This is a genomic window from Deinococcus aquiradiocola (assembly GCF_014646915.1).
Lineage (GTDB): Bacteria > Deinococcota > Deinococci > Deinococcales > Deinococcaceae > Deinococcus > Deinococcus aquiradiocola.
The window spans coordinates 56,485-80,260 of record NZ_BMOE01000002.1 but is presented as its reverse complement, the minus strand read 5'-3'; the positions used below and the strand labels follow the sequence as shown (position 1 = coordinate 80,260).

Below are 23,776 nucleotides of genomic sequence, written 5' to 3'. Positions count from 1 at the left end.
GTGGGCCTCTGCACCCTGAGTGGGGGCCGCACCGGGGCAGGCCCGACGACTCAGGCCAGCGGAGCGAGGCCCGCCCGTTCGCGGTACGCCGCGATGGGCCAGGCCCGACCTCCGCCCTGCCGGACCCATACGGTGCGGCCGGAGGTGTCGCGCTCGTAGTGGTAGGCCTCCCCGACCGCGCCGAAGCCCGACTCTGGGGCCGGGGCGAGGGTATCCGCGTCCACGACCGTCAGTTCCGTGACGCTCATGCCGGGGTCGCCCTGCGGGGCGAGCGACACGAGTCGGCCGTTCAGGTTCACCACGTCGTACGCGCCCCAGTCCGTCGCGAAACGGCCGGTGAAGCTGTCCAGGTCCACTTCCGGAGCGTCCGCGTCCTTCCGGGTGGGCGGATTGACAGTCAGGTCGATCAGCCGGACGAGGTTCGTCGCCCATTCGGTGGCGGGCCCGCCGAGGCAGTTGGTGAGGACCGCCACCGCGAGACCCGTTTCAGGGTCCAGCCACGACTGCGTGATGTGTCCGGGAAAGCCGCCCGAGTGCCCGACGAGCGTGCGTCCGCCGACCGTTTCGAGAATGAAGCCCAGCCCGTACCAGCGGTTCGGGGAGCGGGTCATGCCGGATTCCCTGCGCTGCATCAGGCGCTTGGACGCGTCCGTGAGCAGTTCGGTCCGGCCGTGCACGTGCGCGGACAGGTAGGCGGTCACGTCCTCGGCCGTGCCGTAGAAGCCGGTGGCGGCCGCCATGGCGCGCGTGTCGGTGGACGGCAGCACGCGCCGAGCGTCGTTCCCGGCGAGGCGTCCGCTGTGCCCGGCCGCGAGTTCCGGTTCGCGCGCCACCGGGAGTTCCGGCCCGAGGTCGCGCAGGCCGAGCGGACCGGTGATACGGGCGGCCATGACCTCAGCGTACGACTGTCCGGACGCCGCTTCGAGGATCAGGCCGAGCAGCGAGTACCCCATGTTCGAGTACTTGAAGTGCTCGTTCGGGGCGAACACGGCGTCCGCGCGGCACAGTGCGATCAGCGCGTCCCGGTCCGGGAAGGGGTGCGTCTGCTGCCAGTAGTCACTGTCTGCGCCGTCACGGTTGATGCCGGACTGGTGGCCGAGCAGTTCCCGCACCGTCAGTCCGGCGGCGGGGGAGCCGTGCAGTTCCGGAATCCAGCGTCCGGCGGGATCGTCGAGCCGCAGCGCGCCGTCCTCGATGAGCTGGAAGACGCCGGTGGCGGTGAAGGTCTTCGAGTGCGACGCGATCCGGAAGAGGTGCGCGGGCGTGAGGGGCTCGCCGGTCGCCTCGTTCGCCACGCCGAGCGCGAAGGACGCCAGCAGTTCGCCGTGCACGCGGACGGCCACCTGCACGCCCGGGATTCGCGCCAGATCGCGCTGGTATTCGAGCCAGGAGGGGAGGTAGGAAGCCAGCGCACGGACCGAGGTGGGCAGCGTCATGAAGGTACGGTAGCGCGTGGACGGCATGGAGGGTACGCCAGGGCCGGGACGGTTCGGATCAACGGTCGCGGGTGGGCATACGGGATGGATGTCCTTCATTTCAGTATGGCGGACGGCGTGCGCGCACGAAGGGTACAGAACTGCTGAGTGGTCTGTTTCTATGGATCAGAGACAAAGCGAGTCCATTTATAGAGTGCCATTTGTCTAGACATAGTGTACCGGTGGACACGGCGGTTTCTGCGATTCGGATACCGGTGGACACGGCGGTTTTTGCGATTCGACTACCGGTCGACACGGCGGTTTTCGGGAAAACAGTACCGGTGGACACGGCGGTTTCTCCCAGGGCACTACCGGTGGACACGGCGGTTTTTGCGATTCGACTACCGGTCGACACGGCGGTTTCTGGAAAAACAGTACCGGTGGACACGGCGGTTTTTGCGATTCGACTACCGGTCGACACGGCGGTTTCTCCCAGGGCACTACCGGTGGACACGGCGGTTTTGCTCCACACCCTACCGGTGGACACGGCGGTTTGTACCGGTGGACACGGCGGTTTCTGGCCCCGAACTACCGGTGGACACGGCGGTTTATACCGGTGGACACGGCGGATAAATCCGGAAAAGTGCGTGTTTATCGCGATTTGCGCCGCCGCCCTTGATGTTGATCATCAATCTTTTAGAACATCTTTTAAACATCACTAAAAAATCAACATCACGCGCGAGGCCTACCGGTGGACACGGCGGGTTTTCCGGGAAAGGAATGTGTATACTCCCGGTCATCATGGCGAAGCGGATCACCAAGTCCAATGCCGCTCCCAAACCCAGCGGGGAGATCCGCCACTTCGACGAAACCAACCTCGCCCGTCTCGGGCTGATCAGCGCGCAGGAACGCATCGCGGACAGCTACACCACCTGGAAGACGACCTTCGACACGAACGGACACGCCGGAGAACTCTCCTGCTTTTCGCCGGAACAGGTGGGCGGCGTCCCGCACGGCGTGGACGGGGACTTCGTCACGGCCCTCAACACCATGTACGTCGAGCAGGGCGCGCCCACTGACGGGTACGTGCACACCACCGCGTACCAGCTGCTGCAGCGCGCGGGCTTCGAGGACAACGGCGCGAACTACGAGCGCCTCACCAACTCCCTGCGTCGCCTGACCGTCGCGAAGTACGTGATCGGCCGGGCATGGCGGCGGCGCGGTGAGGGCCCGAACGGCTGGGCCAGCGTGACGTTCAGCTACATCAGCCAGATCCGTCAGAGCACACCGGAAGTGCGCGGCATCAGCCGCGGAACGACGCTCAGCATCCAGCTGGCCGACCCGGTCGCGGAATCCATCCGGAACGAGTACACGCACCCGCTCGACATCGCCTTCCAGATCAGCCTGAAACGCCCCCTGGCGCGCGCCCTGTACCGCCTGCTGAGCAGCCGCAAGCACAACGAGCACGATCCCGCCCATCCCCATCAGGAGTTCACGGTGCTGGTGTCCGACTGGGCGCAGGACTGCAAGCTCACCGAGACGGAAACGTACCGCATTAAACGCAACCTGCAGGAGGCGCACGACGAACTGCTGCGCCGCCAGTTCCTGAAGAAGGTCGAGTACGAGGGGCGCGGCTCGAAGGCGACCGTGCGGTACGTGTTCGGCAGCGAGGGCGACCCGTCCCCGGAACCGCAGGTGCTGGAATCCCCGCTGCTGCAGGCGCTCGTGCAGCACCAGGTGGCCCGCAGTGTCGCCGTGAAGCTGCTGAAGGACTACGGGGAACTGCACGTCACCACGCGGCTGGAGCACTTTGAGGGCATGATCCGCACCGGGTACCCGGTGCGTCAGGGTGCGGCCCTGCTGGTGGATATCATCAAGGACGACGGCGGGAAGTACGTTCCGCAGAAGGTCGCCGCGCCGCTCGCACAGACGGTGCTGCCCGCCCGTACCGCCGGCCCGTCACGTGAGGCGCGGTCCGGCGCGGCAACGCTCACGCCTGTCGTCCCGCAGGTGGCGGCGCCTGCCGAGGAGCAGGCGGAGGAACGGGAATTCTACGCGCTTCCGGTGGAGGTGCAGGCGGCGCGCGCCGTGTCCACCCTGAAGTTCCTGCTGCGCGGCGCGGGCAACGAGGGCATCCTGACCCGCATTCAGGAGGCGGTGCTCTCCGGCACGCTGGACGGGTACGACCTGATCCGGCAGGCAGGCCGCGCGGCCGCGGAACTGAAGATGCAGGAATTCGTGGACGACCTGCGCCTCTTCGCCGGGCGCCCCTGACGTCAGGTCCCTGTTGTCAGGATGCCAGCCGCCCCGGGGTGGGCCGGCCATTCAGGAGTGGCAGGCCCGCGTGAGTTCCGGACGGTACTCGAAGTGCATGGTGTCGTAGTGGTACCAGCGGCCGCCCCAGATCCAGCCGTGCCGCTCGAAGGTCTGCACGAGGCCCACCGGGAAGGCGTTGCGCCAGCGGACGCCCCTCTCCCCTTCCCGGTACCCGTCCCATGCCCAGTACGCAGCGTGCGCGGTGTGCAGGTCGATCGCGGCGCCGTACGAGTGGACACTGCGGCGCGGCGTGCCGGCCACCGTGCGCCACAGGAACGTCCCGGCGCTCGGGACAGCGTACGTGCGCCACTCCGGGTGCCGGGCGACCTCGGCCGCGACCGCCCGCAGCGAGCTGGCCGCGCCGTTCACGTCCGTCACCAGGACCGTCTGGCCGAGCCAGTCCACGGGCCGCAGGTGCGCGCGGACGGCGGCGGCTGTCCCGCCGTACATCTTCTGGAACAGGGCCGTGAACCGGGTGCGCCCCGGGTCCGCCAGGAAGGCCGGGGCGCTGAGGGGTGAGCAGGCGGGGTACCGGGCGTCCAGCTGGTCGAGGAGGCCCGGCGCGTCCAGCCGCTGCGTGTACGTTCCGGCCGGGGCGCGTGCGAGCGCCATGCGCGTCCCGTCGCGCCACAAGAGGTCCCTGTCCGTGACGCCCTGCAGGAAAGCCGGGTAGGCGGCCACCAGCGCCGCTGCGGCCCGGGTGTCGGCCGGGGTGAGGGCGCGGGCCGCGTTCAGGCCCGTCAGTCCCGTGACGGCCAGCCAGCACGCAGTCAGGCCGAGCGCGCGCAGGCAGCGAGCGGGGAGGAGTGGACGCACGCTCAGAGCATACCCGCCGCGCACCTCTGCCTTCAGGGGGCCGGGAGGTCCATACTGGCGGGGTCCGTCCCGCCCGCGCGCACGGCCGCCCCATGACGGGGATGCGGGTGGCCCGCCACCATTTGAGCAGGAGGAAGGAACATGCAGCGAAGAACTCTCGGGAACAGCGGTCTGGTCGTCTCGGCCATCGGTCTGGGTTGCATGCGCATGAGTTACGGGGACGCGCCCGTCGGGGACCGGCAGGAGATGATCCAGTTCCTGCGCACGGCGGTGGAGCGCGGCGTGACGTTCTTCGACACGGCCGAGGTGTACGGACCCTTCACGAACGAGGAACTCGTCGGCGAGGCGCTCGCCGGGTACGGGGACCTCGTCGTGATCGCCACGAAGTTCGGGTTCGAGCCTGGCCCGGACGGACAGCCCAGCCCGAAGAACGGCCCGAACAGCCGTCCGGAACGCATCCGGGAAGTGACGGAAGCGTCCCTGAAACGCCTGCGGGTCGACACCATCGACCTGCTGTACCAGCACCGCCCTGACCCGCAGGTGCCGGTCGAGGACGTGGCGGGCACCGTCCGTGACCTGATCCAGGAGGGCAAGGTCCGGCATTTCGGCCTGTCGGAGTCGGACGCGGCCACCATCCGCCGGGCGCACGCCGTGCAGCCTGTCGCGGCCCTGCAGAGTGAGTACAGCCTGTGGTGGCGCGAGGTGGAGGACAACGGCGTGCTGGCGGCCTGCGAGGACCTGGGCATCGGGTTCGTGCCGTACAGCCCGCTCGGGCGCGGCTTTCTGACCGGCACCGTCACGCCGGACCAGACGTTCGCCAGCAATGACATCCGCGCCAGCAACCCGCGCTTCACGCGCGAGGCGATGCAGGCCAACCAGGACGTGGTCCGGCTGTTGCAGCGGGTCGGGCAGGACCTGAACGCCACGCCCGCCCAGGTGGCGCTCGCGTGGCTGCTGGCGCAGAAGCCGTGGATCGTCCCGATTCCCGGGAGCCGCAAGACCGCGCGGCTCGACGAGAACAACGCCGCTGCTGACCTGGTCCTCGGCGCCGCGCACCTGCAGGACATCACGCAGGCCCTCGCGACCCTGCAGGTGGTCGGTCACCGCTACTGATCCCGGATGGAGCTGAACGCCTGGAGTTCCGCCGGGCGGAGCGTGCACCAGACCGGTTGACGGCATGCGGAAGGGGCGGAACGACCATCATCGGTCGTTCCGCCCCTTCCTGCTCCGGTTACTTCAGGACGAGTTTGGTGGGAATGACGACGTTCTGGGTGGTGGCGGGCACCTTGCCGGTCTTGATCAGTCCGAGGGCCTTCTCGATGCCCATCTGGCCGATCAGTTTCGGCTGCTGCGCGACGGTGGCATTGATGTCGCCGGCCTTGACGGCCTTGACGGCGTCGTCGATGGCGTCGAAGCCCACGAGGATGATCTTGCGGCCGCTGGCCTTGACGGCCTGCATGGCGCCGAGGATCATCTCGTCGTTGTGCGCGAAGACCGCGTCGATCTTCGGTTGCGCCTGCAGGATGTTCTCCATCACGGTGAGGCCCTTGGCGCGGTCGAAGTCGGCGGCCTGCGCGGCCACGATCTTCACGCCGGGCGTGGCCTTCATGACGGTGTTGAAGCCCGCGCCGCGGTCACGGGTGCCGCTCTCGCCGGGGATGCCCTGCAGTTCGACGACGTTGCCTTTTCCGCCGAGCAGCTTGCTGATGTACTGCGCGGCGAGCTTGCCGCCCGCGACGTTGTCCGACGCGATGTGGTAGGCGAGCTGCCCGCCGTTCACGCGGCGGTCGACCGTGATGACCGGGATGTGCGCGGCGTTGGCTTTCTTGATGGCGGGCACGATCGCGTCGCTGTCGGTGGCGTTCACGACGATCACGCTGACCTTGCGGGTGATGAGGTCTTCGAGGTCGCTGACCTGCTTGTCGGGCTTGTTCTGCGCGTCGAGCACGATCAGGTTGGCTTTGCCCTTGGCGGCCGTCTCGGCGCCGGTCTTCAGGTCCACGAAGAAGGGGTTGTTGAGGGTGCTGATGCTCAGGCCGATGGTGGGCGTGGCAGCGAGGGCGGAGCTGAAGGACGCGAGCAGGGACAGGGTGAGCAGGGACTTACGCATGATTGGACCTCCTGGGTCTGAGTGAAGGGCAGGGGAAGAACTGGAGTGAAATGCGGGGAGGACGGTCGTTAACTTCTGCGGCCGTTCAGCACGCGTTCGAGGAGCAGGGCACCGAGGATCACCACCCCCTTGACGATCATCTGGAAGAAGGGGTTGACGTTCAGCAGGTTCATGGCGTTGTTGAGGACGCCGATGATCAGCGCCCCGAGGAGCGTGCCGATCACGCCGCCACGTCCGCCGGCGAGTCGCGTGCCGCCCACCACCACGGCGGCGATGGCGTCGAGTTCGAAGCCCTCCCCGGCGGTCGGCTGGGCGGAGTTGAGGCGCGAGGTGAGGAGCAGCGCGGCGAGGCCCGCCATCAGGCCGGAGAAGGCGTACACGGTGACTTTGAGGCGATTCACGGGCAGGCCCGCGAAGCTCGTGGCGCTCTCGCTGCTGCCGAGCGCGTACACGCCGCGTCCCCAGGCGGTGCGCCGCAGCAGGAACCACGTGGCGACCAGGGCGAGCAGCGTCACCCAGACCGGCACGGACAGTCCGAGAAAGTCGGTGTTGGCGAGCGCCGTGAAGGGGTCGCTCAGCCCTGTGAGCGGCGAGCCGTTCGTGAGGGTGAGCGTCACGCCGCGCAGGATGGTCATGGCGGCCAGCGTCACGATGAACGGCGCGATCCGGCCGTACGCGGCGATCAGGCCGTTGAAACTGCCGACGAGGCCGCCGATCAGCAGCGTGCCGAGGAACGTGACGGGGAACGGGAGGCCGAGCTTGTCGAGCATGACGCTGCTGACTCCGGCGAGCGCCACGAGCGCGCCGACCGAGAGATCGATGCCTCCGGTGAGGATCACGGCCGTCATGCCGAAGGCGAGGAGCGCGTTGATGGAGATCTGCCGCGCGACGTTGCTGAGGTTGCTGAAGGTCAGGAAGCTGTCCGAGAGGCGGCTCGTGACGATCATCAGCAGCGCGAAGATGATCCACAGCCCGAACCGGGAGAAGATCTCGGCGGGCGTCCAGCGGGTGCGGGGCGTATCAGACTGCGCCAGTGACATGGGCAATCACCTCCTCGAGGGTGGTGGGGGCGTGGAGTTCGTGGACGATCCGGCCGTCCTGGAAGACGAGGATGCGCTGCGCGAGGCCGACCACTTCGGCGGCGTCGCCGGACGACAGCACGATGGGGAGGCCCGTGTGGGCGAGGTCGGCGATCACGCCGTAGATCTCCTCGCGCGCGCCGATGTCCACGCCGCGCGTGGGTTCCTCCAGGATCAGCACCTGCGGTTTCGCGGCCAGCACGCGGCCCAGCACGACCTTCTGCTGGTTGCCGCCGGAGAGCGAGCCGGTGAGGTACGCGGCGTTCTGCGGGCGGATGTGCAGGTCCTTCATCCATCTCTGCACGAGGCTGCGTTCGCGCGGGGCGTCGAGCACGCCGAGGCGGCTCACTTCCGCGAGGCTGCTGAGGCTGATGTTCTCGCCGATGGTTCCGTCGAGCACCGCGCCCTCGTGCTTGCGGTCTTCCGGCAGGAAGCCGATGCCGGACTTCAGGGCGGCCGCGAGGCTCCGGACCTCCTGAGATTGGCCTTCGCCCTGCAGGCCGGTCCAGGTGCTCTCGCCGTTCACGCCCGCCAGCGCCCGGCAGAACTCGTTGCGTCCGCTGCCGATGATGCCGACCAGACCGACGATCTCCCCGGCGCGCAGGTCCAGCCGGGCGGGCGGGAGCGCCTTCGGGCGCACCTCGGCCTGCATCCGGACCGGGCCGTCCACCGCCTTCACGCGCGACACCGTGAGGACGCTGCGGCCCACCATCCACTCGATCACCTGCGCCTTGCTGGTGTCCGAGGTGGCGCTCGTGGCGACGGTGCGGCCGTCGCGCAGGACGGTGACACGGTCGGCGATGCGGAACACCTCGTCGAGGTGGTGGGAGATGTACACCACGCCGACGTTCTGCGCGCGGATCTGCTCGATGAACGAGAAGAGCTTGCCGATCTCGTGCCCGGTGAGGGGCGCGGTGGGTTCGTCGAAGACCAGCACGCGGGCGTCGCCGAGCATGGCGCGGGCGATGGCGGCCATCTGGCGCTCGCCGACGCTCAGTTCGCTCACGGGACGGCCGAGCGGGAGACGCAGGCCCAGGCCCTGCAGGTGCGCCTGCACGCGGGTTCTCAGGTCGCGGTCGCTGACCAGGGCGTTCATCTGCCCGAGGTACAGGTTCTCCTCGACGCTCAGGTCCGGCGCGAGGCTCAATTCCTGGAAGAGCATCCGGACGCCGTGGTGGGCGGCGTCGGCGACGCTGCGGAACTGTACCGGCTGGCCCGCGAGGTGAATGCTGCCGCCGGTGGGCGGGTGCACACCCGCCAGGATCTTCATCAGGGTGCTCTTGCCCGCGCCGTTCTCGCCGAGCAGGGCGTGCACCTCGCCGGGCCGGACCTCGAAGTCGATGCCGTGCAGCACGCGCACCGGGCCGAACTGCTGGGTGATGCCGCGCATTTCCAGCACCGCCTTGAGCGGCGTGGTGGGCGGCGTGACGTGGACGGCGTGGGCGGTCATGGGGCCTTGCCCTGCTGCCCGGCCATCTCTTCGCTGCTGGCCTTGTAGGGGTCCTCCCAGAAGTTCACGCCGCAGTGCAGGATCACGTTGGCGTAGGAGGTGACCTCGCCGGTGCGGACGACCACGTAGGCGTCCTGCACGAGTTCCTTGAAGCGGGTGTGCGGGACTTCCCGGCGCGGGGCGGGCAGCAGCGGTTCGAGCTGCGCGGACCAATCCGGCGAGTAGAGGCGGGTCTCCTCGGCGACGGTGACGCCCTCGACGATCAGTTCGCTGAGCACGGCGCGCAGCACGTCGAGCAGGGAGGGCACGCCGGCGCTCACGGCGAGGTCGATGCGGCGGACACCGTCGGGGACGGGGAGGCCCACGTCGCCGATCACGATGGTCTGGGTGTGGCCGATGCCGGCGACGATGCCGCTCAGTTCGGGGTGCAGCAGTCCTTGGTGTTTCATGGTGCTCCTGTCTGGGAATGGAAAGCGTGAGTTAATCGATTAACCCTGTGGCGTGGGCTGGTAGTGTGTCTGTGCAGGTGGACCGGGACACTGGCCCGGTTCCGCTACGGTGAACTCATGGCCGCCTCGATCTCCGCGCGCAGCGGCATGCTCGGCTGCGCGCCCTCGCGGGTGCAGGCCAGCGCCGCCCCGACGCTCGCGCGCCGCATCGCCCGCTCCAGCGGCAGGCCCTCGCTGAGCGCCGACACCAGCACGCCCACGTACGTGTCGCCCGCCCCGGTGGTGTCCACGACCCGCACCGGATGCGGCGGCACCTCGGTCAGCGAGAGGCTGCCTTCCACGCGCCGCGCGGCGAGACTGCCGCGCTCGCCCAGCGTCACCAGCACCGCCGACGGCCCCAGGTCCAGCGCCGCTGCGAGCTGCGCGTGCAGGTCCGGTCCGCCTGCCTCCAGGCCCGACCCGGACAGCAGCTGCCGCAGTTCGCCCTCGTTCACCACGAGCAGGTCCACGTTCCGCAGCAGGTCCGCGCTCAGCGCCCGCATCGGGGCGGCGTTCAGGATCACCTGCGCGCCCGCCGCCCGCGCCGCTGCCGCGTACGCGTCCACCGTCTGCGGCGGGACTTCCAGCTGCAGCACCATGTGCGTCACGCCCTGCAGGGACGGAAGGTGCTCCGGCAGCAGCGCGGCGTTCGCGCCGGACGCGACCGTGATGGCGTTCTCCCCCGCGCCTGACACGCTGATGAAGGCCGCGCCGGTCGGCCGGTCCAGCAGCAGCGTCCGGTCGACCACGCCGCTGCCCGCCAGGGACGCGCGCAGGGTGTCCGCGAACGCGTCGTGCCCGAGCGCCCCGAGGAACGTCACGCCCGCCGCGCCCGGCTGCCCCGCGCGGGCACAGGCGACCGCCTGGTTCGCGCCCTTCCCGCCCGGCGAGAGGCGGTAGTCGCCGCCGAGGACCGTCTCGCCCGGCGCGGGGATATGCGCGACCTGCGTCACGAAGTCGATGTTGGCACTGCCGGCGACCAGGATCACGCGGCCCTCGGGGGGCGGACATCCTGCGCGTTCCTCGGCACTTGCCGGGCGTGGGCGGGTGGGGTGGCGCTGCTGTTCATGCGTTCTCCAGTGGACGGTGCCCAGGGTCGGGAAGAGGACCGGGAGGAAGGGGGCCGGGGGTGGTGACGGGCGCGGTCGATCCGCGCACCGTCAGTGTCGTGCCGACCGGGAGCGGCGCGACCTGCGGAGCGTTGACCGTCTGCAGCGCGAGTTCGATGGCCTGCCGCGCCATCTGCCGCGTGTCCTGCCGGACGGTGGTGAGGGACGGCGCGCTCAGCGCCGACCACGGGATATCGTCGAAGCCGACGAGCGACACCTGCCCCGGCACGGTGATGCCCGCCTCGGTCAGGGCACTCAGCGCGCCGAGGGCCAGCGTGTCGTTCGCGGCGAGCAGGGCCGTGAAGCCCGGCGCGGTCTGCAGCAGGTGACGCGCGCCCTCGCGGCCCGCCAGGAGGCTGTAGTCGCTCTCGTAGATGCGGCCTTTCCGGACCGGTACGCCCGCGCGTTCCAGGGTGCCGAGCATGCCGCGTACCCTCTCCCCCACCCCGCCGTGACGGGACGGGCCCGCCAGCACGGCGAACTCGCGGTGCCCGAGGTCCAGCAGGTGCTGCGCGGCGATCTGCCCGCCCTGGCGTTTGTCGCTGTGCACGAGGGGCGTGTCGCCCGCGGCGCGGTCGATGGCGATGAGCGGCACGTCGGCCGTGAGGGTGTCGTCCGTGCCGACGGCGGGCACGACGAGCAGCACGTCCACGCCGCGCTGGGCAAGCGTGCCGAGATGCTCCTGCTGCAGGGCGGGGTCGTCGTGCGAGTCGGCGAGCAGCACCGCGTACCCGCGGGTGCGCGCCTCCTGTTCGATGTCCTGCGCGAGTTTCGGGAAGAAGGGGTTGGTGAGGTCGGGGATGATCAGGCCGAGCGCGAGGCTGCGTCCCGTCCGCAGGGCCTGCGCGGCGTGCGAGGGCCGGTACCCGAGCGCCTGCACGGCCGCCTCGACGCGGGCCTGCACGGCGGGCGTCACGGCTTTCGTGTTGTTGAGCACGAAGGATACGGTGGCGGTGGAGACACCGGCCTCGCGGGCCACGTCGGCCATGGTGATTCTGCTGCGGGTCTGCAAGGGAAACTCCGCTCCAGGACGGTGTGCCTGGAGATATTGAGAGGAAAAGCGGGTTGTGGGTTAAGCGATTAACTCCAGTGTATGGACCGCACCACCCACTGTCAAGACGCCCCCCCCTTCCCGCTCCTGCTCCACCTCCCCGCTCAGCCGCCCGTCCGCTCCCCGGCCCCCGGCAGCAGCACGCCCAGCTCGTGCCCGCTCGCGCGGAACCCCAGTCCCTCGTACAGCCCGCGCGCCATCACGCTGCTCCCCACACTCACCCGCGTCACCCCCCGGTCCACGGCCGCGTCCAGGCACGCCGACACCAGCGTCCGCGCCAGCCCGCGCCGCCGCCACTCCGGATGCGTCCACACGTTCACCAGACGCGCCCGCAGCGGCTGAGGATCCCCCCGGCTCGGCCCCCACTCCAGCAGGGTCAGGCCCGCGCCCGCCGTCACCACCTCCTGCCCCGCTGCGCCTGTCACCGCCAGGAACCCCAGGTATGCGCCCCGCCGCACCGTGCCCTCCACCCAGGCCGCGTACACGCCCCGCTCTGCCGCATCCATCTCCTCCGGGTACCGGTGCAGGGCGACGGTCCACGCGTCGGACGGCAGGACGGGACGCACCCCGCACGGAATGCCGTTCAGACGAGTCCTTCCGCTTCGGCGTGCAGGATGAGTTTCCGCAGCAGGGTTTCCAGGGTCGTGATCTCGTCCTGCGTCAGCGGAGAGAGCAGGCGTTCCTCGAAGGCGAGGTGTTCGGACAGATGCGCCTGCACCAGTGCCTGTCCGGCCGCGGTGAGAGCGATGCGCCACGATCGGCGGTCGTCCGGGTCGAGGGTGCGGGTGAGCAGCCCGCGCGCTTCGAGGCGGTCGGTGCTGCCCGTGACGGTGGCGGGCGACACGGCCAGCAGGGCCGCGAGTTCACCGGCGGTGAGGCCGCCCTCCGGGGAGGACCGGTACAGGCTGAACAGCAGGTCGCGGGTGGCAGAGGTCAGGCCGGCGTGCGCGGCGGTGCTGCGGACGGCCTCCCCGAGCAGGGCCTGGGCACGGGCCAGCGTGATGAAGGTCAACATGGGCGCGGTGTGCAGCTGCGGTTCGCGGTCCTTCCAGTCACGCCGGATGCGGTCGAGCAGGGCGAGGGTGGACATGCGGGCAGTGTAGCGGGCCGTGTGGTTGCCCTTCAGATATTTTAGATATAAAATTTTTTGGAATGAAGCGTATTCACCCGCTCACACTCGCCGCGCTCGCCCCGCTCAGCTGGGGAACGAGCTACCTCGTGCTGGGCCAGCTCGCACCACTGGGACCCGTCACGGTCGCCATGCTGCGCGCCCTGCTGGCCGGACTGCTGCTGCTGATCGTGGCCCGTGAACTCCCGCGCGGCGCGTGGTGGTGGAAGAGCCTGCTGCTCGGCACACTGAATTTCGGGCTGTTCTTCAGCACCCTCTTCCTCAGCGCGAGCCGCCTGACCGGGGGGGTCGCCGCCACGATCGGTGCCGTCGGACCGCTCCTGATCATCGCCTGGGGCCTGCTCGCCCAGCACCGCACCCCCACCCGGCACGTGCTCGGCGCGGCCCTGTGCGGCCTGCTCGGCGTGTCGCTGCTGGTCCTCGGACCAGGGGCACACATGGACCCCCTGGGCGTGATCGCCGGGCTCGTCAGCGTCGCCTCGGCGTCCGCCGGATACGTGCTGAGCAGCAGGTACGGCACGCCGCCCGGCACCTCCACGCTGACCGTCACCGCGTGGCAGCTCACCTGGGGCGGCCTGATGCTCGTGCCCGCCGCCCTGCTCACCGAGGGCGTCCCGGCCCTGCCGGTCGGCGTGCAGTGGCCACTCCTCGCCTACCTGGTCGTCGTCACGACGGCACTCGCGTACGCCCTGTGGTTCCGGGCCATCCGGCACTCCACGCCGGTTCAGGTGTCCCTGCTCACGCGCCTGAGTCCCGCGACCGCCATCGCGATCGACCTGCTGCAGGGCCACACGCTCAGCGCCGTGCAGTGGACGGGCCTCGCCCTGATCGCCCTGAGTTTCCTCCCGGAACCTCCGGCCCGCGCGACACCGGTCGGTACGGCCCCCTGAGGCGCTCCTTCCGCAGTGTGGGACCTTCTTCTCGTCGGAGTGGGCCGCGCCTCAGAGTCCGGCGCGGACCTGCATCGGCAGGGAGAACACCCACACGGCCAGACCCACGTACAGCAGGCACAGCGCGAACAGCGGCCACGCGCGCACGCCCTCCCCGCCTGCCACCTGCATGGCTGTCCGGACGCGCGCCCGGACACTCCAGAGGGCGGCTGCCAGGGCGATCTCGCAGAGGGTCAGCTGCCACACGAAGGCCTGATCCGCGACGGGGACGGAGGCGGGCGGCCCTTCAGGCAGCGGCAGGCCCAGCCGGGCGAGCGCCGCGCTCACGGCCGGCCACAGCGTGCCCGCACCCAGCAGGAAGTGGTACAGGTAGTGCCCGCCCCACACGGCGAGCGAGGCGGGCAGCAGGACCGGCCCGGCGTGCCGGAACGACACGCGCGCCAGCCGGGCGGCCAGGACGCTGACCGCGACTCCGGCCCCGATCAGGCCCAGCAGGGCCGGGACGAGCAGCAGCGGCACGTTCATGCTGCCGAGCCACGCCGAAAGGCGGTCCAGCAGGAGCGTGAAGGGCGGCGTCATGGCGAAGGCGTTCACGATTCCGCCCCATGCCAGGACGAGCAGGGCGAGGGCCGTGTCGCGCTTCGGGAGGCGCCGGGTCGTCTCGTGCAGCGGCGACCGCAGGACCAGCGCCACGTTGTCGTGAGGGCAGGCGCGCACGCAGTTCAGGCAGAGGGTGCAGTCGTGGTTGCTCCGGATGGTCGGCACGTACAGCCGCGTCTCGCAGCCGGGCCGCCGGGACGCGGATGCGGGTGTCGGTGCGGGGACCCGGGCGGGCCGGGCGTGCTCGCCTGCCGCCTGCAGCATCGGGAGGACCTGCAGGCCCTGCACGTCGATCCCGCCGGTGGGCCGCGAGGGTGCGCCGTTCACGCACTCCTTCCCGGTGCAGGTGCGGCACACGTCCGGGTCGCGGGCCTGGATCATGGTGGGCGACACGCCGCTCAGCAGCATGTTGAAGTTCCCGAGCGGGCAGACGTACCGGCAGAAGGTCCCTGCCGGGAACACAGCGTCCGTCAAGAGGAGCGCCAGGAAGTACCCCACGATGAGCGCGGCCGTGATGCCCGGACTGGCCCACAGCTGCGCCGCCTCGTAGGTGTACAGGAACGCCAGCGTCAGCCCGAGCGTGAGGTACCTGTTCCGCAGTGGGCGGGGCCACTGGCGCGTCCCGAGATGCCGCCGCAGCCAGTTCGTGGGCGCGCGGAGCAGCATGAGCGGGCACGCGGCGCAGAAGAGGTTGCCCATCAGCGCGAGCGCGATCACGAGCAGGCCCCGGTAGTGCACCCAGACGCTGACGGTCGCCACGTTCAGGCCCGGCAGGACCGAACCGGTGAACCCGTCGTACACGGCCAGCACGGCCAGCAGCAGCAGCGGCACCTGCAGCAGCGCGCGCGCATACCGCCACCGGACCAGTCCCCGCACGAGCGGGAGGCGCAGCAGGTCCGGGCGGACGCCGGGGCGGGTCGTCACGGGCGGACGGTGAACGCCACCTGTCCCTCGCGTTCACCTCCGGGCGTGTCGGTACGGACCGTCAGGACCCAGTCGCCCGCCATGCCGAGCGCCAGCCCGCTCACGGTCACGGTCCCGTCCGCGTTGGCGCTCACCCGTCCGGGAACGCTGGGCATGCCGGGGTGCAGCATGTCGGCGTGCGCCGTCAGGTGCGTCGCCTGCACGGGCGCGCCGTTCACGTCCCGGACACGCAGCCGCAGGTCGGCCGTCCCGCCCGTGCGGAGGGCGGCGGCGTCCACGCGGCTCAGCTGCAGCGGAGCCGTGCCAGGCCGCGCGCACGCGACGAGCAGCGACGCGAGCAGCAGGATCAGGGCCGGAGAACGCCGGGCACTCACGGCGTCCCGCCCCGCCGCCCGGAGCGGCGCACGGCGATCCCGAGCCCCACGGCGCCCACCACGGCCACCCCGACCGGCACCAGCATCTCCGGGCCGAGCTGCACCGGCACGCCGCGCAGCGGCCGCGCGGGAATCCTGGCGGAGGTGGGCGTGGGCGGCGGCCAGGCGGTCGTCACGCGCACCTCCGCCTCCTCGCCCGGGAAGGTCCGGTCGATCAGGGTCACGGGACCGGCCGCCCGCACCTGCACCGGTCCCGCCGAGCGGTACGTGCCGGGCCGCACCTCGTCGAAGCGCACGGGGGCCGTGTCGCGGCCGAGCCGGTACGCGAGCCGCACGCCGCTCAGGTCGGTCCCGTCGGGATTGCGGACCCGGGCGTCGATGCCCGCCCCGGCGCGGGACACGGTCACGTCCAGCGGCACGATGTGCGCGCCCGCCACGCCCAGCGCGAATGTCAGGGCGAGGGCCGCCGCGCGAAGCGGCCCCGTCACAGCCGCCCCTTCACAGCCGCCTCGCGTCGACGTGCCGCAGCGGCCGGACCCGCCACCACGCGCGCACCGCGAGCAGCAGGACGCCCAGGGCGGGCAGCAGCGCCATCAGGGTGATGAGCGGCCGGGGCGGACCGTCCGGGGCGGGACCGACCGGGAACGTCAGGGTTCCGGAGTCCTGCCCGATCGTCAGCACCAGCCGGTGCGGTCCCTGGCTGGGAATGGCGGTGGAGTCCAGACCCCAGTAGCGCGCGTCGCGCGGGTAACGCGGCAGGTACGGCTGCGCGAGTTCCGTCCGGCCGTCCGGTCCGAGCACCCTGAAGCTGCCGTGCAGGTTTCGCGTGCCCTGACCCGGCGCGAAGATGATGTCGAGCGATTTCTGCGCCAGGGGCGGCCAGTCGCCCGTGAACTGCACGGACACCTCCCTCGCCCCCACCCGCATGGTCTCGGTGTGCACGACGTTCGGCGCGAAGCGGACCGCCGTGGCCGCAGGGGTGGTCGGCGTGGCCGGGGTGGCCGGGGTGGCCGACGCGGCGGCGGGCACCGTGAGCGCCAGCAGGACGCACGCGCCGAGCGCGCTGCGGCGTGCCCCCCTCACGGGCGCACCGTCCCGGACGTGACGCCCTGCGTGCCGCGCCGCTCCAGGCGCGGGTTCGCGTGGCGGATCACGACGCCCAGCTGCCAGCCGAGCCAGCCGGCCGCTCCGGCCACGGCCGCGCCGACCGCGAGCACCACCGGGTCCAGCGTCACGGGCACGAAGGGATGACCGACGAACAGCAGCGGTCCCGTGACGGCCAGCGCGGCCGCCATGCCGATCTGCGCGTTCCAGCGCCGCGCCCGCCAGAACGCCAGGACGCCCGTGACGACCAGCCCGACCAGCGGTGAGAGCAGCGGCGCCAGCGCCGGAACGAACGCGTACCCTTCCGCCGACTCGCGCAGCGTGTACCCGAGCGCGTGGGCGTACACGGTGTCCGCCCACGGAACGCCGTACCAGTTGATGGCCCGGAATGCCGCGACGAGCAGCGTCAGCACGAGCGCCCACCGCACCTGACGCGTGACCGACACCGCCAGCGCCAGTGCCAGCCCCATGAAGAGGCCCGGGAACACCAGGAACGCCCACGTCTGCTCCAGCTGCGCCATCATCAGCGAGAACACCGGCAGCGCGAAGGCGACGCTCACGGCGAGGCTCGTCACAAAGCCCCACACCTGCACCTGTCGGCCCTGCACGAAGATCAGGGCCGCGCCGATCATGGTGACGACCATCGAGAGCAGCAGACCGATGTGCGGGGGCGAGTCGAGCACCACGTCGAAGCCGTACACGAGGTGCCACCACTGGTCGAACAGGCCGAACAGCAGGAACGCCAGCGCCCCGAACCCGCTCACGAAGAAGCCCACCGGCCCACGGAAGCGCCCCCCCAGAATGGTGATCCAGTGCGGGGCCGCCTCGCTGGACGCGCGGGCCGTGGCCAGCAGCACGACCAGCAGGGACGCCAGGCCGCTCAGGGCCGCGCCCGAGTACACGAACAGGTGCGGCACGGTCCAGAAGGTGTCGGGGCCGACATCGACGTGCCACTGGATGTCCCAGCTCAGGCCGAAGAAGGTGCTCAGGATGCCGAGAAGCGCCACCCAGGCGCCCAGGCGTTCGAATTCGGGGCGGGGGACGTTCGGTGCGGACGAAACGAGTGATCGTGAATCGGGTGTCATGTGTTGCCTCCGCCCGGTACGGTGGGGCAGAGGTGTTCAAAAGTTGTGAACACCGGCCCTCTATGCTCTTGGCATGTTGCCCCTGGTGCTGGTGGTGGAGGACGAGCCGGACATCGCGGCCACGGTCGGTCGGTACCTCGAACGTGCGGACCTGCGGGTGGAACTCGCGCACGACGGGCCTGCCGCCCTGAGTGCCTTCGAGCGTGTGCGGCCCGCGCTGATCGTGCTGGACCTGATGCTGCCGGGCCTGTCCGGCTGGGAAGTGCTGCGCGCCATCCGGCTGCTGCACGACACGCCCGTCATCGCGCTGACGGCCAGGGTCACGCAGGAGGACCGGCTGGAAGGCTTCGCGCTCGGCGCGGACGATTACGTCACGAAGCCCTTCTACCCGCAGGAACTCGTGTCGCGGGTGAAGGCCGTCCTGCGGCGCAGCGGCGTGAACGGTGACGTCGCCGGGCGCGGCGGCCTGAGCATCCAGGTGCAGCGTCGCCGCGTGCTGCTGGGCACGCAGACGCTGGAACTCAGACCGACCGAGTTCGCGATGCTGCTCAAGCTCGTCTCCGCGCCGGGACGGGTCTTCAGCCGCTCCGAACTGCTGCTCGCGTCGAGCGACGAGCCGCGCGACACGCTGGAACGCACCGTCGACGTGCACATCCGCAACCTGCGCCTCAAGCTGGGCGCGGACCACGGGATCGAGACGGTGTTCGGCGTGGGGTACCGCTATGCCACCCACTGAAGGTCCGACAGGGGACGTGTGGCATAGACGCCTGTGGGTGCGGCTGGCCGTCACGAACCTCGTGGTACTGGGCACGGTGACCACCGTGCTGATCGTCGCGGCGCTCTTGCGGATCGGGACGGTCCTCGCGCACCTGCCGGAGCAGGAGTTCGTGGAGGTCCGGCAGCGCCTGCGCGAGCACTTCTGGTCCGGGCTCGCTGAACTGATCGGCGTGGTGGACCGTGAACTGACCTTCGTGCTGCTCGCCCTGCTGCTGCTGTCGTCGGGCGTGGCCCTGCTGCTCGCGCGGCGGTACGGTCGGTACGTGAAGGACGTGTCGGGGCGACTGGAGGCCCTCGCGACCGGGCGCTTCACGGCCCCGCCCCAGGTCCTGCCGACGTACGGCATCTGGGAACTGAACGTGCTGGACCACCACCTGCGCGTGACTGCCGGCCGCCTGCATCACCTGGAGCAGGAACGGCAGTACGAGAGCGCCGCGATCGCGCACGAACTCCGGACGCCGATCACGGCCCTGCGTTTGCGGCTGGCGGGCCTGCAGGACGGCATCTACACGGCCGTTCCCGGGGACCTCGCCCCGATGTTCTCGCAGGTCGATCAGCTCGAATCGCTCGCCGAGTCGCTCCTGACCCTCACCCTGGCCGACGCGGGCCACCTGCGTCTTCACCGGACCACGCTCGGCGCGCCCGAACTGCTGACGCCGCTGCAGCAGAGCTTCCAGCCGGTCGCGGCGCGGCGCGGCATCCGACTCGCATTCACGTTCCCCGCAGAGGGGCAGGTGCACGTGGACGCCGTGCTGGTCCGGCGAGCAGTGGGCACCGTGATCGACAACGCGCTGAAGTACTCGCCGTCCGGCACGGCCGTCCACGTGCACGCGGCCCTCACGCCCGCCGCCCTCACGGTCCGCGTGACCGACGAAGGTCCGGGTGTCCCCCGTGACGTCCTGCACCGCCTGACGGAACGCTTCTACCGCGTGGACGACTCCCGGGCACGCCGGAGCGGCGGGACCGGCCTGGGCCTGGCCCTCGCCCGCGCCGTCACGGGAGCGCACGGTGGGCGCCTTCTCGCCCAGGCCCGCGATGGGGGGGGATTGAGCGTCACCGTGCACCTCCCGGCGTGGTCGGGCGGGCCGGACGACCACGGCCCCCAGCAGAGGGCGTGACGCGGCCTGGGGCACACGACGCCGGGCGGTGCTGCCAGCGGAACAGGCAGGCAGGTCCGTTGAACGGTTGCGGTAGATGATCCCCAATGGAGCTGAACGCCTCAAGTTCAGCCGAGCGGAACGTGAAGCTGCCGCCCGGCTGCGAGCACCAACACCTGCGGTCTGGAGGAGATGGCAGCGGGCAGGCGTCCTCTCCTCTGGAGCTGTACCAGTCTCCTTCGGAGCTGTGCCAGTCATGGGCGCTGTTCTGCACAGGCAGGGACGCCGGTCCCCTTTCCGCCATCCCTGTCACCGGACCGACACCGGATGAGGCGGCAACCGTTCGTGGGCATCCCTCCGGACGGTTCTGGGACGTTCCGCGGCCCTGTCTGTTCCTGGTGTTGACCTGTTCCCGGGAACCTGTTACGCTCTGGTTACTTCACAAGGTAAATAAACCAACTGCGAGGGACATCATGATCTCCAAGGGAGACCCAAGCGCACTCCGAGCGCTCAACCGCCGCAACATCCTGTACCACCTGCGCCGCCTCGGCCCCACCAGCCGCACCAGACTCGTCGAACTCACCGGTCTCAGCCCCGCCTCCATCACCGGCGTCACGGCAGAACTGATCGAGGACCGCCTGCTGACCGAAACCAGCGTCGGAGCAGCGGGCCTGACCGGAGGCCGCCGCCCCATCTACCTCGACATCGCCTACGACGCCCACTTCGCCATCGGCCTGAAACTGCGCGAAGACAGGATCGACGCCGTCCTCACCGACCTCGCCACCCGCGTGCACGGCCATCTCAGCGAGACGCTGACATCCAAGACCCCGGAAGGCGTCGCCGCTCAGATCGCCGCCATCTGCGGCACGCTCTGCCGCAGTGCCAGCACCTCACCCACCGACGTGATCGGCATCGGGATCGGTCTGTCCGGCGTGATCGACGCGCGGCACGGAATGGCCGTTCACGCGCCGCTGCTCGGCTGGCACGACGTCCGGATCGCCGACCTCGTCCGGGAGCAGACCGGCCTGCCCACCTGGGTCGACAACGACGTCAACGGCTTTGCCGCCGCGCAACGTCTGTTCGGACACGGCAGGCAGGCCACCAATTTCATCACGGTCGCCGTGGGCCGCGGCCTGGGCGCCGCCTTCGTGGTGAACGGCGAGGTGTACCGGGGACGGAACGGCGGTGCGGGCGAATTCGGACACAACGTCATCGTGCCGGGAGGCCGCCCGTGCAGCTGCGGACGCCACGGGTGCCTGGAGGCGTACACGGCGTTCCCGGCGCTGCTCGACCAGTATTCTCAGCTGCACCCGGACCGGACCGGCCTGACCATCGAGGCCCTCACGGCGCTCGCCAGCAGCGGCGACCCCGACGCCCGGAGCGTCTTCAGGGCAGCAGGCGAACTGCTCGGACTGCACCTGTCGTACCTCGTCAATGCCCTCAATCCTGAACTCATCGTGGTGGGCGGTGAGGGCGCCGCCCTCGGGCACGCCTACTTCCAGCCCATGCAGGACACCCTGACCGCGCTCGCCTTCGACGGCCTGGCCGCCGACCTGCCCTTCGAGACCGTGCCGTGGGACCGTGAGGACTTCACGCCCTGGGCGCAGGGAGCGGCCAGTCTGGCGATCCAGCATGCCTTCGACACCGGGGGGGTGATCAAGGCCGACGCCATGAACCGCGCCTGAACCCGTACCCCGTCCCGTCACCGTCTGGAGGTTCCAGCACGGATGGCTTCGCCTGTCTGTTTTTCACCCAGGAGTTCACCATGACCACCCGCACCGCTGCCCTGTCCGCCCTGCTCGTCCTCGGCACCACCCTCGCGGCCCCCGTCACGTTCCTGTCCGTCCAGAACGAAGATCAGGGCGCGACCAAGATCATCGGCGAACTGGCCCGCGAGTACCAGAAGACCAACCCCGCCAGCCCCTACACCTACCAGAACGCCCCGCAGACCGACCTGGCACAGAAACTCCAGCTGCTCGCCGCCAGCAGCAGCCTGCCCACCGTGTACAACATCGATCAGCCCGCCCTGCTCGGCCAGCTGTACAAGACCGGGCAGGCCGCCGACCTGGAAGCCACCTTCAAGAAGCTCGGCATCTACAACACCCTGAACCCCGCCGCTGTCGCCCTCATCAAACGCCAGAACGACGGCAGGCTCGTGACCCTGCCCCTCGAACTGAACATCGAGGGATTCTGGTACAACAAGGCCATCTTCGCGGCGAACGGCCTGAAGGAACCGCGCACCTGGGCCGAACTGGTCAAGGACGCCGCCACCCTGAACGCCAAGGGCCTCCAGCCGTTCGCGGCGTCCGGTGATCAGAAGTGGCCGCTCACCCGGCTGATCGGCGGCTACGCGGCCCGCAAGTACGGCTACGACGTGATGGACAGGGTCAAAGCCGGAACGCTGAAGCTCACCGATCCCGGCTTCGTCGAGGCGGCCCGGGCCGTGCAGGACCTCGGAAAGAAGAACTACTTCGGCAAGGGCGTCAACACCGTCGACTACGCCACGGCGGTCGACCAGTTCCTGCAGGGCAAGGCCGCCATGATCTACATGGGCAGCTGGGTGCTGAGCGACTTCAACGACGCCGCCCGCAACAAGATCGGCACGCAGAACATCGGTCTGTTCAACTTCCCCGCCGTGACCGGCGGCAAGGGCAGCACCAACGACTGGTCGCTGAACACCGGCATCTCCACGGCCGTGAACCAGAAGTTCAACGACGCCGACCTGGGCAACTGGATCAAGTACGTGTTCACCCGCTACGGCAACAAGGCGCTCGCCGAGTCGGGCATGATCACCGGGTTCACCGTGACGCAGACGCCCAGGAACCTGCCGGTCCTCACCTCACTGACCCAGACGAAACTCAAAGCCGTCAAGAACGGCTACCTGTGGTTCGAGGCCAACTTCAGCCCCAAGGCCACCTCCGTCGCCACCGACAACGCGCAGCTGCTGGTGACCGGCGACATCACGCCCCAGGACTACATGAGCAAACTCCAGGACGCCCTGAAGTAAGCCCTCCTCCCAGTGGGCCGGACGGCGCGCGGCGTCCGGCCCATTCCGCTTCACCGCCGCGTGAAAGGAGGCACCATGGAACGGACGCTCCGCGACTGGCGGGCCATCACTGTCTTCGTCGGCCCGGCCCTGCTGCTGTTCGTCGTCATTCTGGTCGTTCCGATCGTCTGGTCCCTGGGCTACACCCTGACGGAAGGCTCGGTCATCGCGGGCTTTCATTTCGTGGGCCTGAGCAACTACGTGCGGCTGGCGCAGGACCCGGCGTTCTGGTCGGCCCTGTGGTTCAGCGTCAAGTACGCCGTGCTGGTGTCGGCGGGGCAGGTGTTCTTCGGGCTGATGCTGGCGCTGCTGTACAGCTTCTACCTGAAGCGCAGTTCGGTGCTCGTCCGTACCCTGGTGTTCCTGCCGGTGGTGCTGCCGACCGTGGCGGTGGCGCAGCTGTTCGTGAAGCTGTTCGCCATCGCCCCGCAGTACGGTTTCCTGAACAGCTTCCTGCATGCCGTTCACCTCGACGACCTCGTTCAGCCGTGGCTGGGGCAGGGCGGCAGCGCCTTCTGGGTCATCGTCGTCATGGACGTCTGGAAGGCGATGGGGCTGTACGCGGTGCTGCTGTACACCGGCCTGATGGACATTCCCGAGGACACCCTGGAGGCCGCCCGCCTCGACGGAGCGCACGGCTGGAAGCTCACGCAGTTCATCATCCTGCCGCTGCTGACTCCCGTGATCGTCACCTCGCTGATCTTCAGCCTGAACGGCACGCTGAAGGTCTTCGACTCGGTGCTGGCCCTGACCGGCGGCGGCCCCGGCACCTCCACCACCCCGCTGACGCTGTACATGTACAAGACGTCCTTCTCGTACAGCCAGTACGGGTACGGCAGCACCATCGCGGTGGCCCTGACGCTGCTGTGCATGATCGTCTCGCTCATCATCATCCGCCGCTCCAGGGAGAACTGAC

Annotated in this window: 23 protein-coding genes; 8 read left to right on the top strand and 15 right to left on the bottom strand. The window is 69.9% G+C overall.

What is annotated here, in order from left to right:
* Positions 1 to 50: 50 nt before the first annotated feature.
* Positions 51 to 1,436, bottom strand: a complete 1,386-nt coding sequence (locus tag IEY33_RS04330) for a serine hydrolase domain-containing protein (RefSeq protein WP_188961051.1) — start codon at positions 1,434 to 1,436, stop codon at positions 51 to 53.
* A gap of 780 nt (positions 1,437 to 2,216) precedes the next feature.
* Between IEY33_RS04330 and IEY33_RS04325 the strand changes: the two genes are divergently transcribed.
* Positions 2,217 to 3,689: a replication initiator protein A gene (locus IEY33_RS04325; protein WP_188961050.1), complete on the top strand. Its 1,473-nt coding sequence runs from the start codon at positions 2,217 to 2,219 to the stop codon at positions 3,687 to 3,689.
* A 51-nt stretch (positions 3,690 to 3,740) separates the two neighbouring features.
* Here IEY33_RS04325 and IEY33_RS04320 read toward each other — a convergent pair whose 3' ends face one another.
* On the bottom strand, positions 3,741 to 4,547 hold the full coding sequence (locus tag IEY33_RS04320) for a M15 family metallopeptidase (RefSeq protein ID WP_188961049.1): 807 nt from the start codon (positions 4,545 to 4,547) through the stop codon (positions 3,741 to 3,743).
* 141 nt (positions 4,548 to 4,688) lie between these two features.
* Between IEY33_RS04320 and IEY33_RS04315 the strand changes: the two genes are divergently transcribed.
* A complete protein-coding gene (locus IEY33_RS04315; RefSeq protein WP_188961048.1) occupies positions 4,689 to 5,660 on the top strand; it encodes an aldo/keto reductase in 972 nt (323 codons plus the stop codon).
* Between the two features lie 118 nt (positions 5,661 to 5,778).
* Here the strand turns inward: IEY33_RS04315 and IEY33_RS04310 are convergent, their stop codons facing one another.
* The 8 genes from IEY33_RS04310 to IEY33_RS04275 all read right to left on the bottom strand — a co-directional run bounded on the left by IEY33_RS04310 (position 5,779) and on the right by IEY33_RS04275 (position 12,924).
* A complete protein-coding gene (locus IEY33_RS04310) occupies positions 5,779 to 6,657 on the bottom strand; it encodes a D-ribose ABC transporter substrate-binding protein (RefSeq protein WP_188961047.1) in 879 nt (292 codons plus the stop codon).
* Positions 6,658 to 6,725: 68 nt separating this feature from the next.
* The gene (locus IEY33_RS04305) at positions 6,726 to 7,697 is read right to left on the bottom strand and encodes an ABC transporter permease (RefSeq protein WP_188961046.1); all 972 of its coding nucleotides are present in this window, start codon (positions 7,695 to 7,697) and stop codon (positions 6,726 to 6,728) included.
* A complete protein-coding gene (locus IEY33_RS04300; protein WP_188961045.1) occupies positions 7,678 to 9,186 on the bottom strand; it encodes a sugar ABC transporter ATP-binding protein in 1,509 nt (502 codons plus the stop codon). Before IEY33_RS04300 ends, IEY33_RS04305 begins: the two co-directional genes overlap by 20 nt.
* Positions 9,183 to 9,635, bottom strand: a complete 453-nt coding sequence (gene rbsD / locus IEY33_RS04295) for a D-ribose pyranase (RefSeq protein ID WP_188961044.1) — start codon at positions 9,633 to 9,635, stop codon at positions 9,183 to 9,185. Before rbsD ends, IEY33_RS04300 begins: the two co-directional genes overlap by 4 nt.
* A 104-nt stretch (positions 9,636 to 9,739) precedes the next feature.
* Complete coding sequence (locus IEY33_RS04290) at positions 9,740 to 10,663, bottom strand: ribokinase (RefSeq protein WP_188961043.1); 924 nt, start codon at positions 10,661 to 10,663, stop codon at positions 9,740 to 9,742.
* 76 nt (positions 10,664 to 10,739) lie between these two features.
* Positions 10,740 to 11,771, bottom strand: a complete 1,032-nt coding sequence (locus IEY33_RS04285) for a LacI family DNA-binding transcriptional regulator (RefSeq protein WP_229670760.1) — start codon at positions 11,769 to 11,771, stop codon at positions 10,740 to 10,742.
* A gap of 167 nt (positions 11,772 to 11,938) precedes the next feature.
* Positions 11,939 to 12,400, bottom strand: a complete 462-nt coding sequence (locus IEY33_RS04280; protein ID WP_229670759.1) for a GNAT family N-acetyltransferase — start codon at positions 12,398 to 12,400, stop codon at positions 11,939 to 11,941.
* 17 nt (positions 12,401 to 12,417) lie between these two features.
* Positions 12,418 to 12,924 carry a MarR family winged helix-turn-helix transcriptional regulator gene (locus IEY33_RS04275; protein ID WP_188961041.1) on the bottom strand — a complete coding sequence of 169 codons (507 nt, stop codon included), beginning with the start codon at positions 12,922 to 12,924 and terminating at the stop codon, positions 12,418 to 12,420.
* A gap of 62 nt (positions 12,925 to 12,986) precedes the next feature.
* Between IEY33_RS04275 and IEY33_RS04270 the strand changes: the two genes are divergently transcribed.
* Complete coding sequence (locus IEY33_RS04270; RefSeq protein WP_188961040.1) at positions 12,987 to 13,853, top strand: EamA family transporter; 867 nt, start codon at positions 12,987 to 12,989, stop codon at positions 13,851 to 13,853.
* Positions 13,854 to 13,904: 51 nt separating this feature from the next.
* Here IEY33_RS04270 and IEY33_RS04265 read toward each other — a convergent pair whose 3' ends face one another.
* Genes IEY33_RS04265 through IEY33_RS04245 form a run of 5 tightly spaced genes read right to left on the bottom strand, consistent with a single transcriptional unit; the run spans position 13,905 to position 17,940 of the window.
* A complete protein-coding gene (locus tag IEY33_RS04265) occupies positions 13,905 to 15,377 on the bottom strand; it encodes a 4Fe-4S binding protein (RefSeq protein ID WP_188961039.1) in 1,473 nt (490 codons plus the stop codon).
* Complete coding sequence (locus IEY33_RS04260; protein ID WP_188961038.1) at positions 15,374 to 15,751, bottom strand: hypothetical protein; 378 nt, start codon at positions 15,749 to 15,751, stop codon at positions 15,374 to 15,376. Before IEY33_RS04260 ends, IEY33_RS04265 begins: the two co-directional genes overlap by 4 nt.
* Positions 15,748 to 16,239 (bottom strand): hypothetical protein, encoded by a 492-nt coding sequence (locus tag IEY33_RS04255; protein WP_188961037.1) that lies wholly within the window; start codon positions 16,237 to 16,239, stop codon positions 15,748 to 15,750. Before IEY33_RS04255 ends, IEY33_RS04260 begins: the two co-directional genes overlap by 4 nt.
* Before the next feature lie 10 nt (positions 16,240 to 16,249).
* Positions 16,250 to 16,834, bottom strand: a complete 585-nt coding sequence (locus IEY33_RS04250) for a hypothetical protein (RefSeq protein WP_188961036.1) — start codon at positions 16,832 to 16,834, stop codon at positions 16,250 to 16,252.
* Complete coding sequence (locus IEY33_RS04245; protein WP_188961035.1) at positions 16,831 to 17,940, bottom strand: hypothetical protein; 1,110 nt, start codon at positions 17,938 to 17,940, stop codon at positions 16,831 to 16,833. The genes IEY33_RS04250 and IEY33_RS04245 overlap by 4 nt, the downstream gene beginning before the upstream one ends.
* Before the next feature lie 73 nt (positions 17,941 to 18,013).
* Here IEY33_RS04245 and IEY33_RS04240 point away from each other — a divergent pair, with 73 nt between their 5' ends.
* The 5 genes from IEY33_RS04240 to IEY33_RS04220 all read left to right on the top strand — a co-directional run bounded on the left by IEY33_RS04240 (position 18,014) and on the right by IEY33_RS04220 (position 23,775).
* Positions 18,014 to 18,676, top strand: coding sequence for a response regulator transcription factor (locus tag IEY33_RS04240; RefSeq protein WP_188961034.1), 663 nt, complete (start codon positions 18,014 to 18,016; stop codon positions 18,674 to 18,676).
* A gap of 16 nt (positions 18,677 to 18,692) precedes the next feature.
* Complete coding sequence (locus IEY33_RS04235) at positions 18,693 to 19,835, top strand: sensor histidine kinase (RefSeq protein ID WP_188961033.1); 1,143 nt, start codon at positions 18,693 to 18,695, stop codon at positions 19,833 to 19,835.
* Positions 19,836 to 20,287: 452 nt separating this feature from the next.
* The gene (locus tag IEY33_RS04230; RefSeq protein WP_188961032.1) at positions 20,288 to 21,499 is read left to right on the top strand and encodes an ROK family protein; all 1,212 of its coding nucleotides are present in this window, start codon (positions 20,288 to 20,290) and stop codon (positions 21,497 to 21,499) included.
* 80 nt (positions 21,500 to 21,579) lie between these two features.
* Entirely contained in the window at positions 21,580 to 22,821 is a 1,242-nt protein-coding gene (locus IEY33_RS04225) for an ABC transporter substrate-binding protein (protein ID WP_188961031.1), read from the top strand.
* A gap of 75 nt (positions 22,822 to 22,896) precedes the next feature.
* Positions 22,897 to 23,775: a carbohydrate ABC transporter permease gene (locus IEY33_RS04220; protein WP_188961030.1), complete on the top strand. Its 879-nt coding sequence runs from the start codon at positions 22,897 to 22,899 to the stop codon at positions 23,773 to 23,775.
* The last annotated feature ends 1 nt before the right edge of the window (position 23,776 follow it).

Excerpts from the sequence above, each read along its gene's own strand:
- IEY33_RS04310 (WP_188961047.1), bottom strand. The coding sequence starts at position 6,657 with ATGCGTAAGTCCCTGCTCACCCTGTCCCTGCTCGCGTCCTTCAGCTCC.
- IEY33_RS04315 (WP_188961048.1), top strand. The coding sequence starts at position 4,689 with ATGCAGCGAAGAACTCTCGGGAACAGCGGTCTGGTCGTCTCGGCCATC.
- IEY33_RS04220 (WP_188961030.1), top strand. The coding sequence starts at position 22,897 with ATGGAACGGACGCTCCGCGACTGGCGGGCCATCACTGTCTTCGTCGGC.
- IEY33_RS04325 (WP_188961050.1), top strand. The coding sequence starts at position 2,217 with ATGGCGAAGCGGATCACCAAGTCCAATGCCGCTCCCAAACCCAGCGGG.
- IEY33_RS04240 (WP_188961034.1), top strand. The coding sequence starts at position 18,014 with ATGTTGCCCCTGGTGCTGGTGGTGGAGGACGAGCCGGACATCGCGGCC.
- IEY33_RS04285 (WP_229670760.1), bottom strand. The coding sequence starts at position 11,771 with ATGGCCGACGTGGCCCGCGAGGCCGGTGTCTCCACCGCCACCGTATCC.
- IEY33_RS04275 (WP_188961041.1), bottom strand. The coding sequence starts at position 12,924 with ATGTCCACCCTCGCCCTGCTCGACCGCATCCGGCGTGACTGGAAGGAC.
- IEY33_RS04300 (WP_188961045.1), bottom strand. The coding sequence starts at position 9,186 with ATGACCGCCCACGCCGTCCACGTCACGCCGCCCACCACGCCGCTCAAG.
- IEY33_RS04270 (WP_188961040.1), top strand. The coding sequence starts at position 12,987 with ATGAAGCGTATTCACCCGCTCACACTCGCCGCGCTCGCCCCGCTCAGC.
- rbsD (WP_188961044.1), bottom strand. The coding sequence starts at position 9,635 with ATGAAACACCAAGGACTGCTGCACCCCGAACTGAGCGGCATCGTCGCC.
- IEY33_RS04230 (WP_188961032.1), top strand. The coding sequence starts at position 20,288 with ATGATCTCCAAGGGAGACCCAAGCGCACTCCGAGCGCTCAACCGCCGC.
- IEY33_RS04245 (WP_188961035.1), bottom strand. The coding sequence starts at position 17,940 with ATGACACCCGATTCACGATCACTCGTTTCGTCCGCACCGAACGTCCCC.
- IEY33_RS04330 (WP_188961051.1), bottom strand. The coding sequence starts at position 1,436 with ATGACGCTGCCCACCTCGGTCCGTGCGCTGGCTTCCTACCTCCCCTCC.
- IEY33_RS04225 (WP_188961031.1), top strand. The coding sequence starts at position 21,580 with ATGACCACCCGCACCGCTGCCCTGTCCGCCCTGCTCGTCCTCGGCACC.
- IEY33_RS04305 (WP_188961046.1), bottom strand. The coding sequence starts at position 7,697 with ATGTCACTGGCGCAGTCTGATACGCCCCGCACCCGCTGGACGCCCGCC.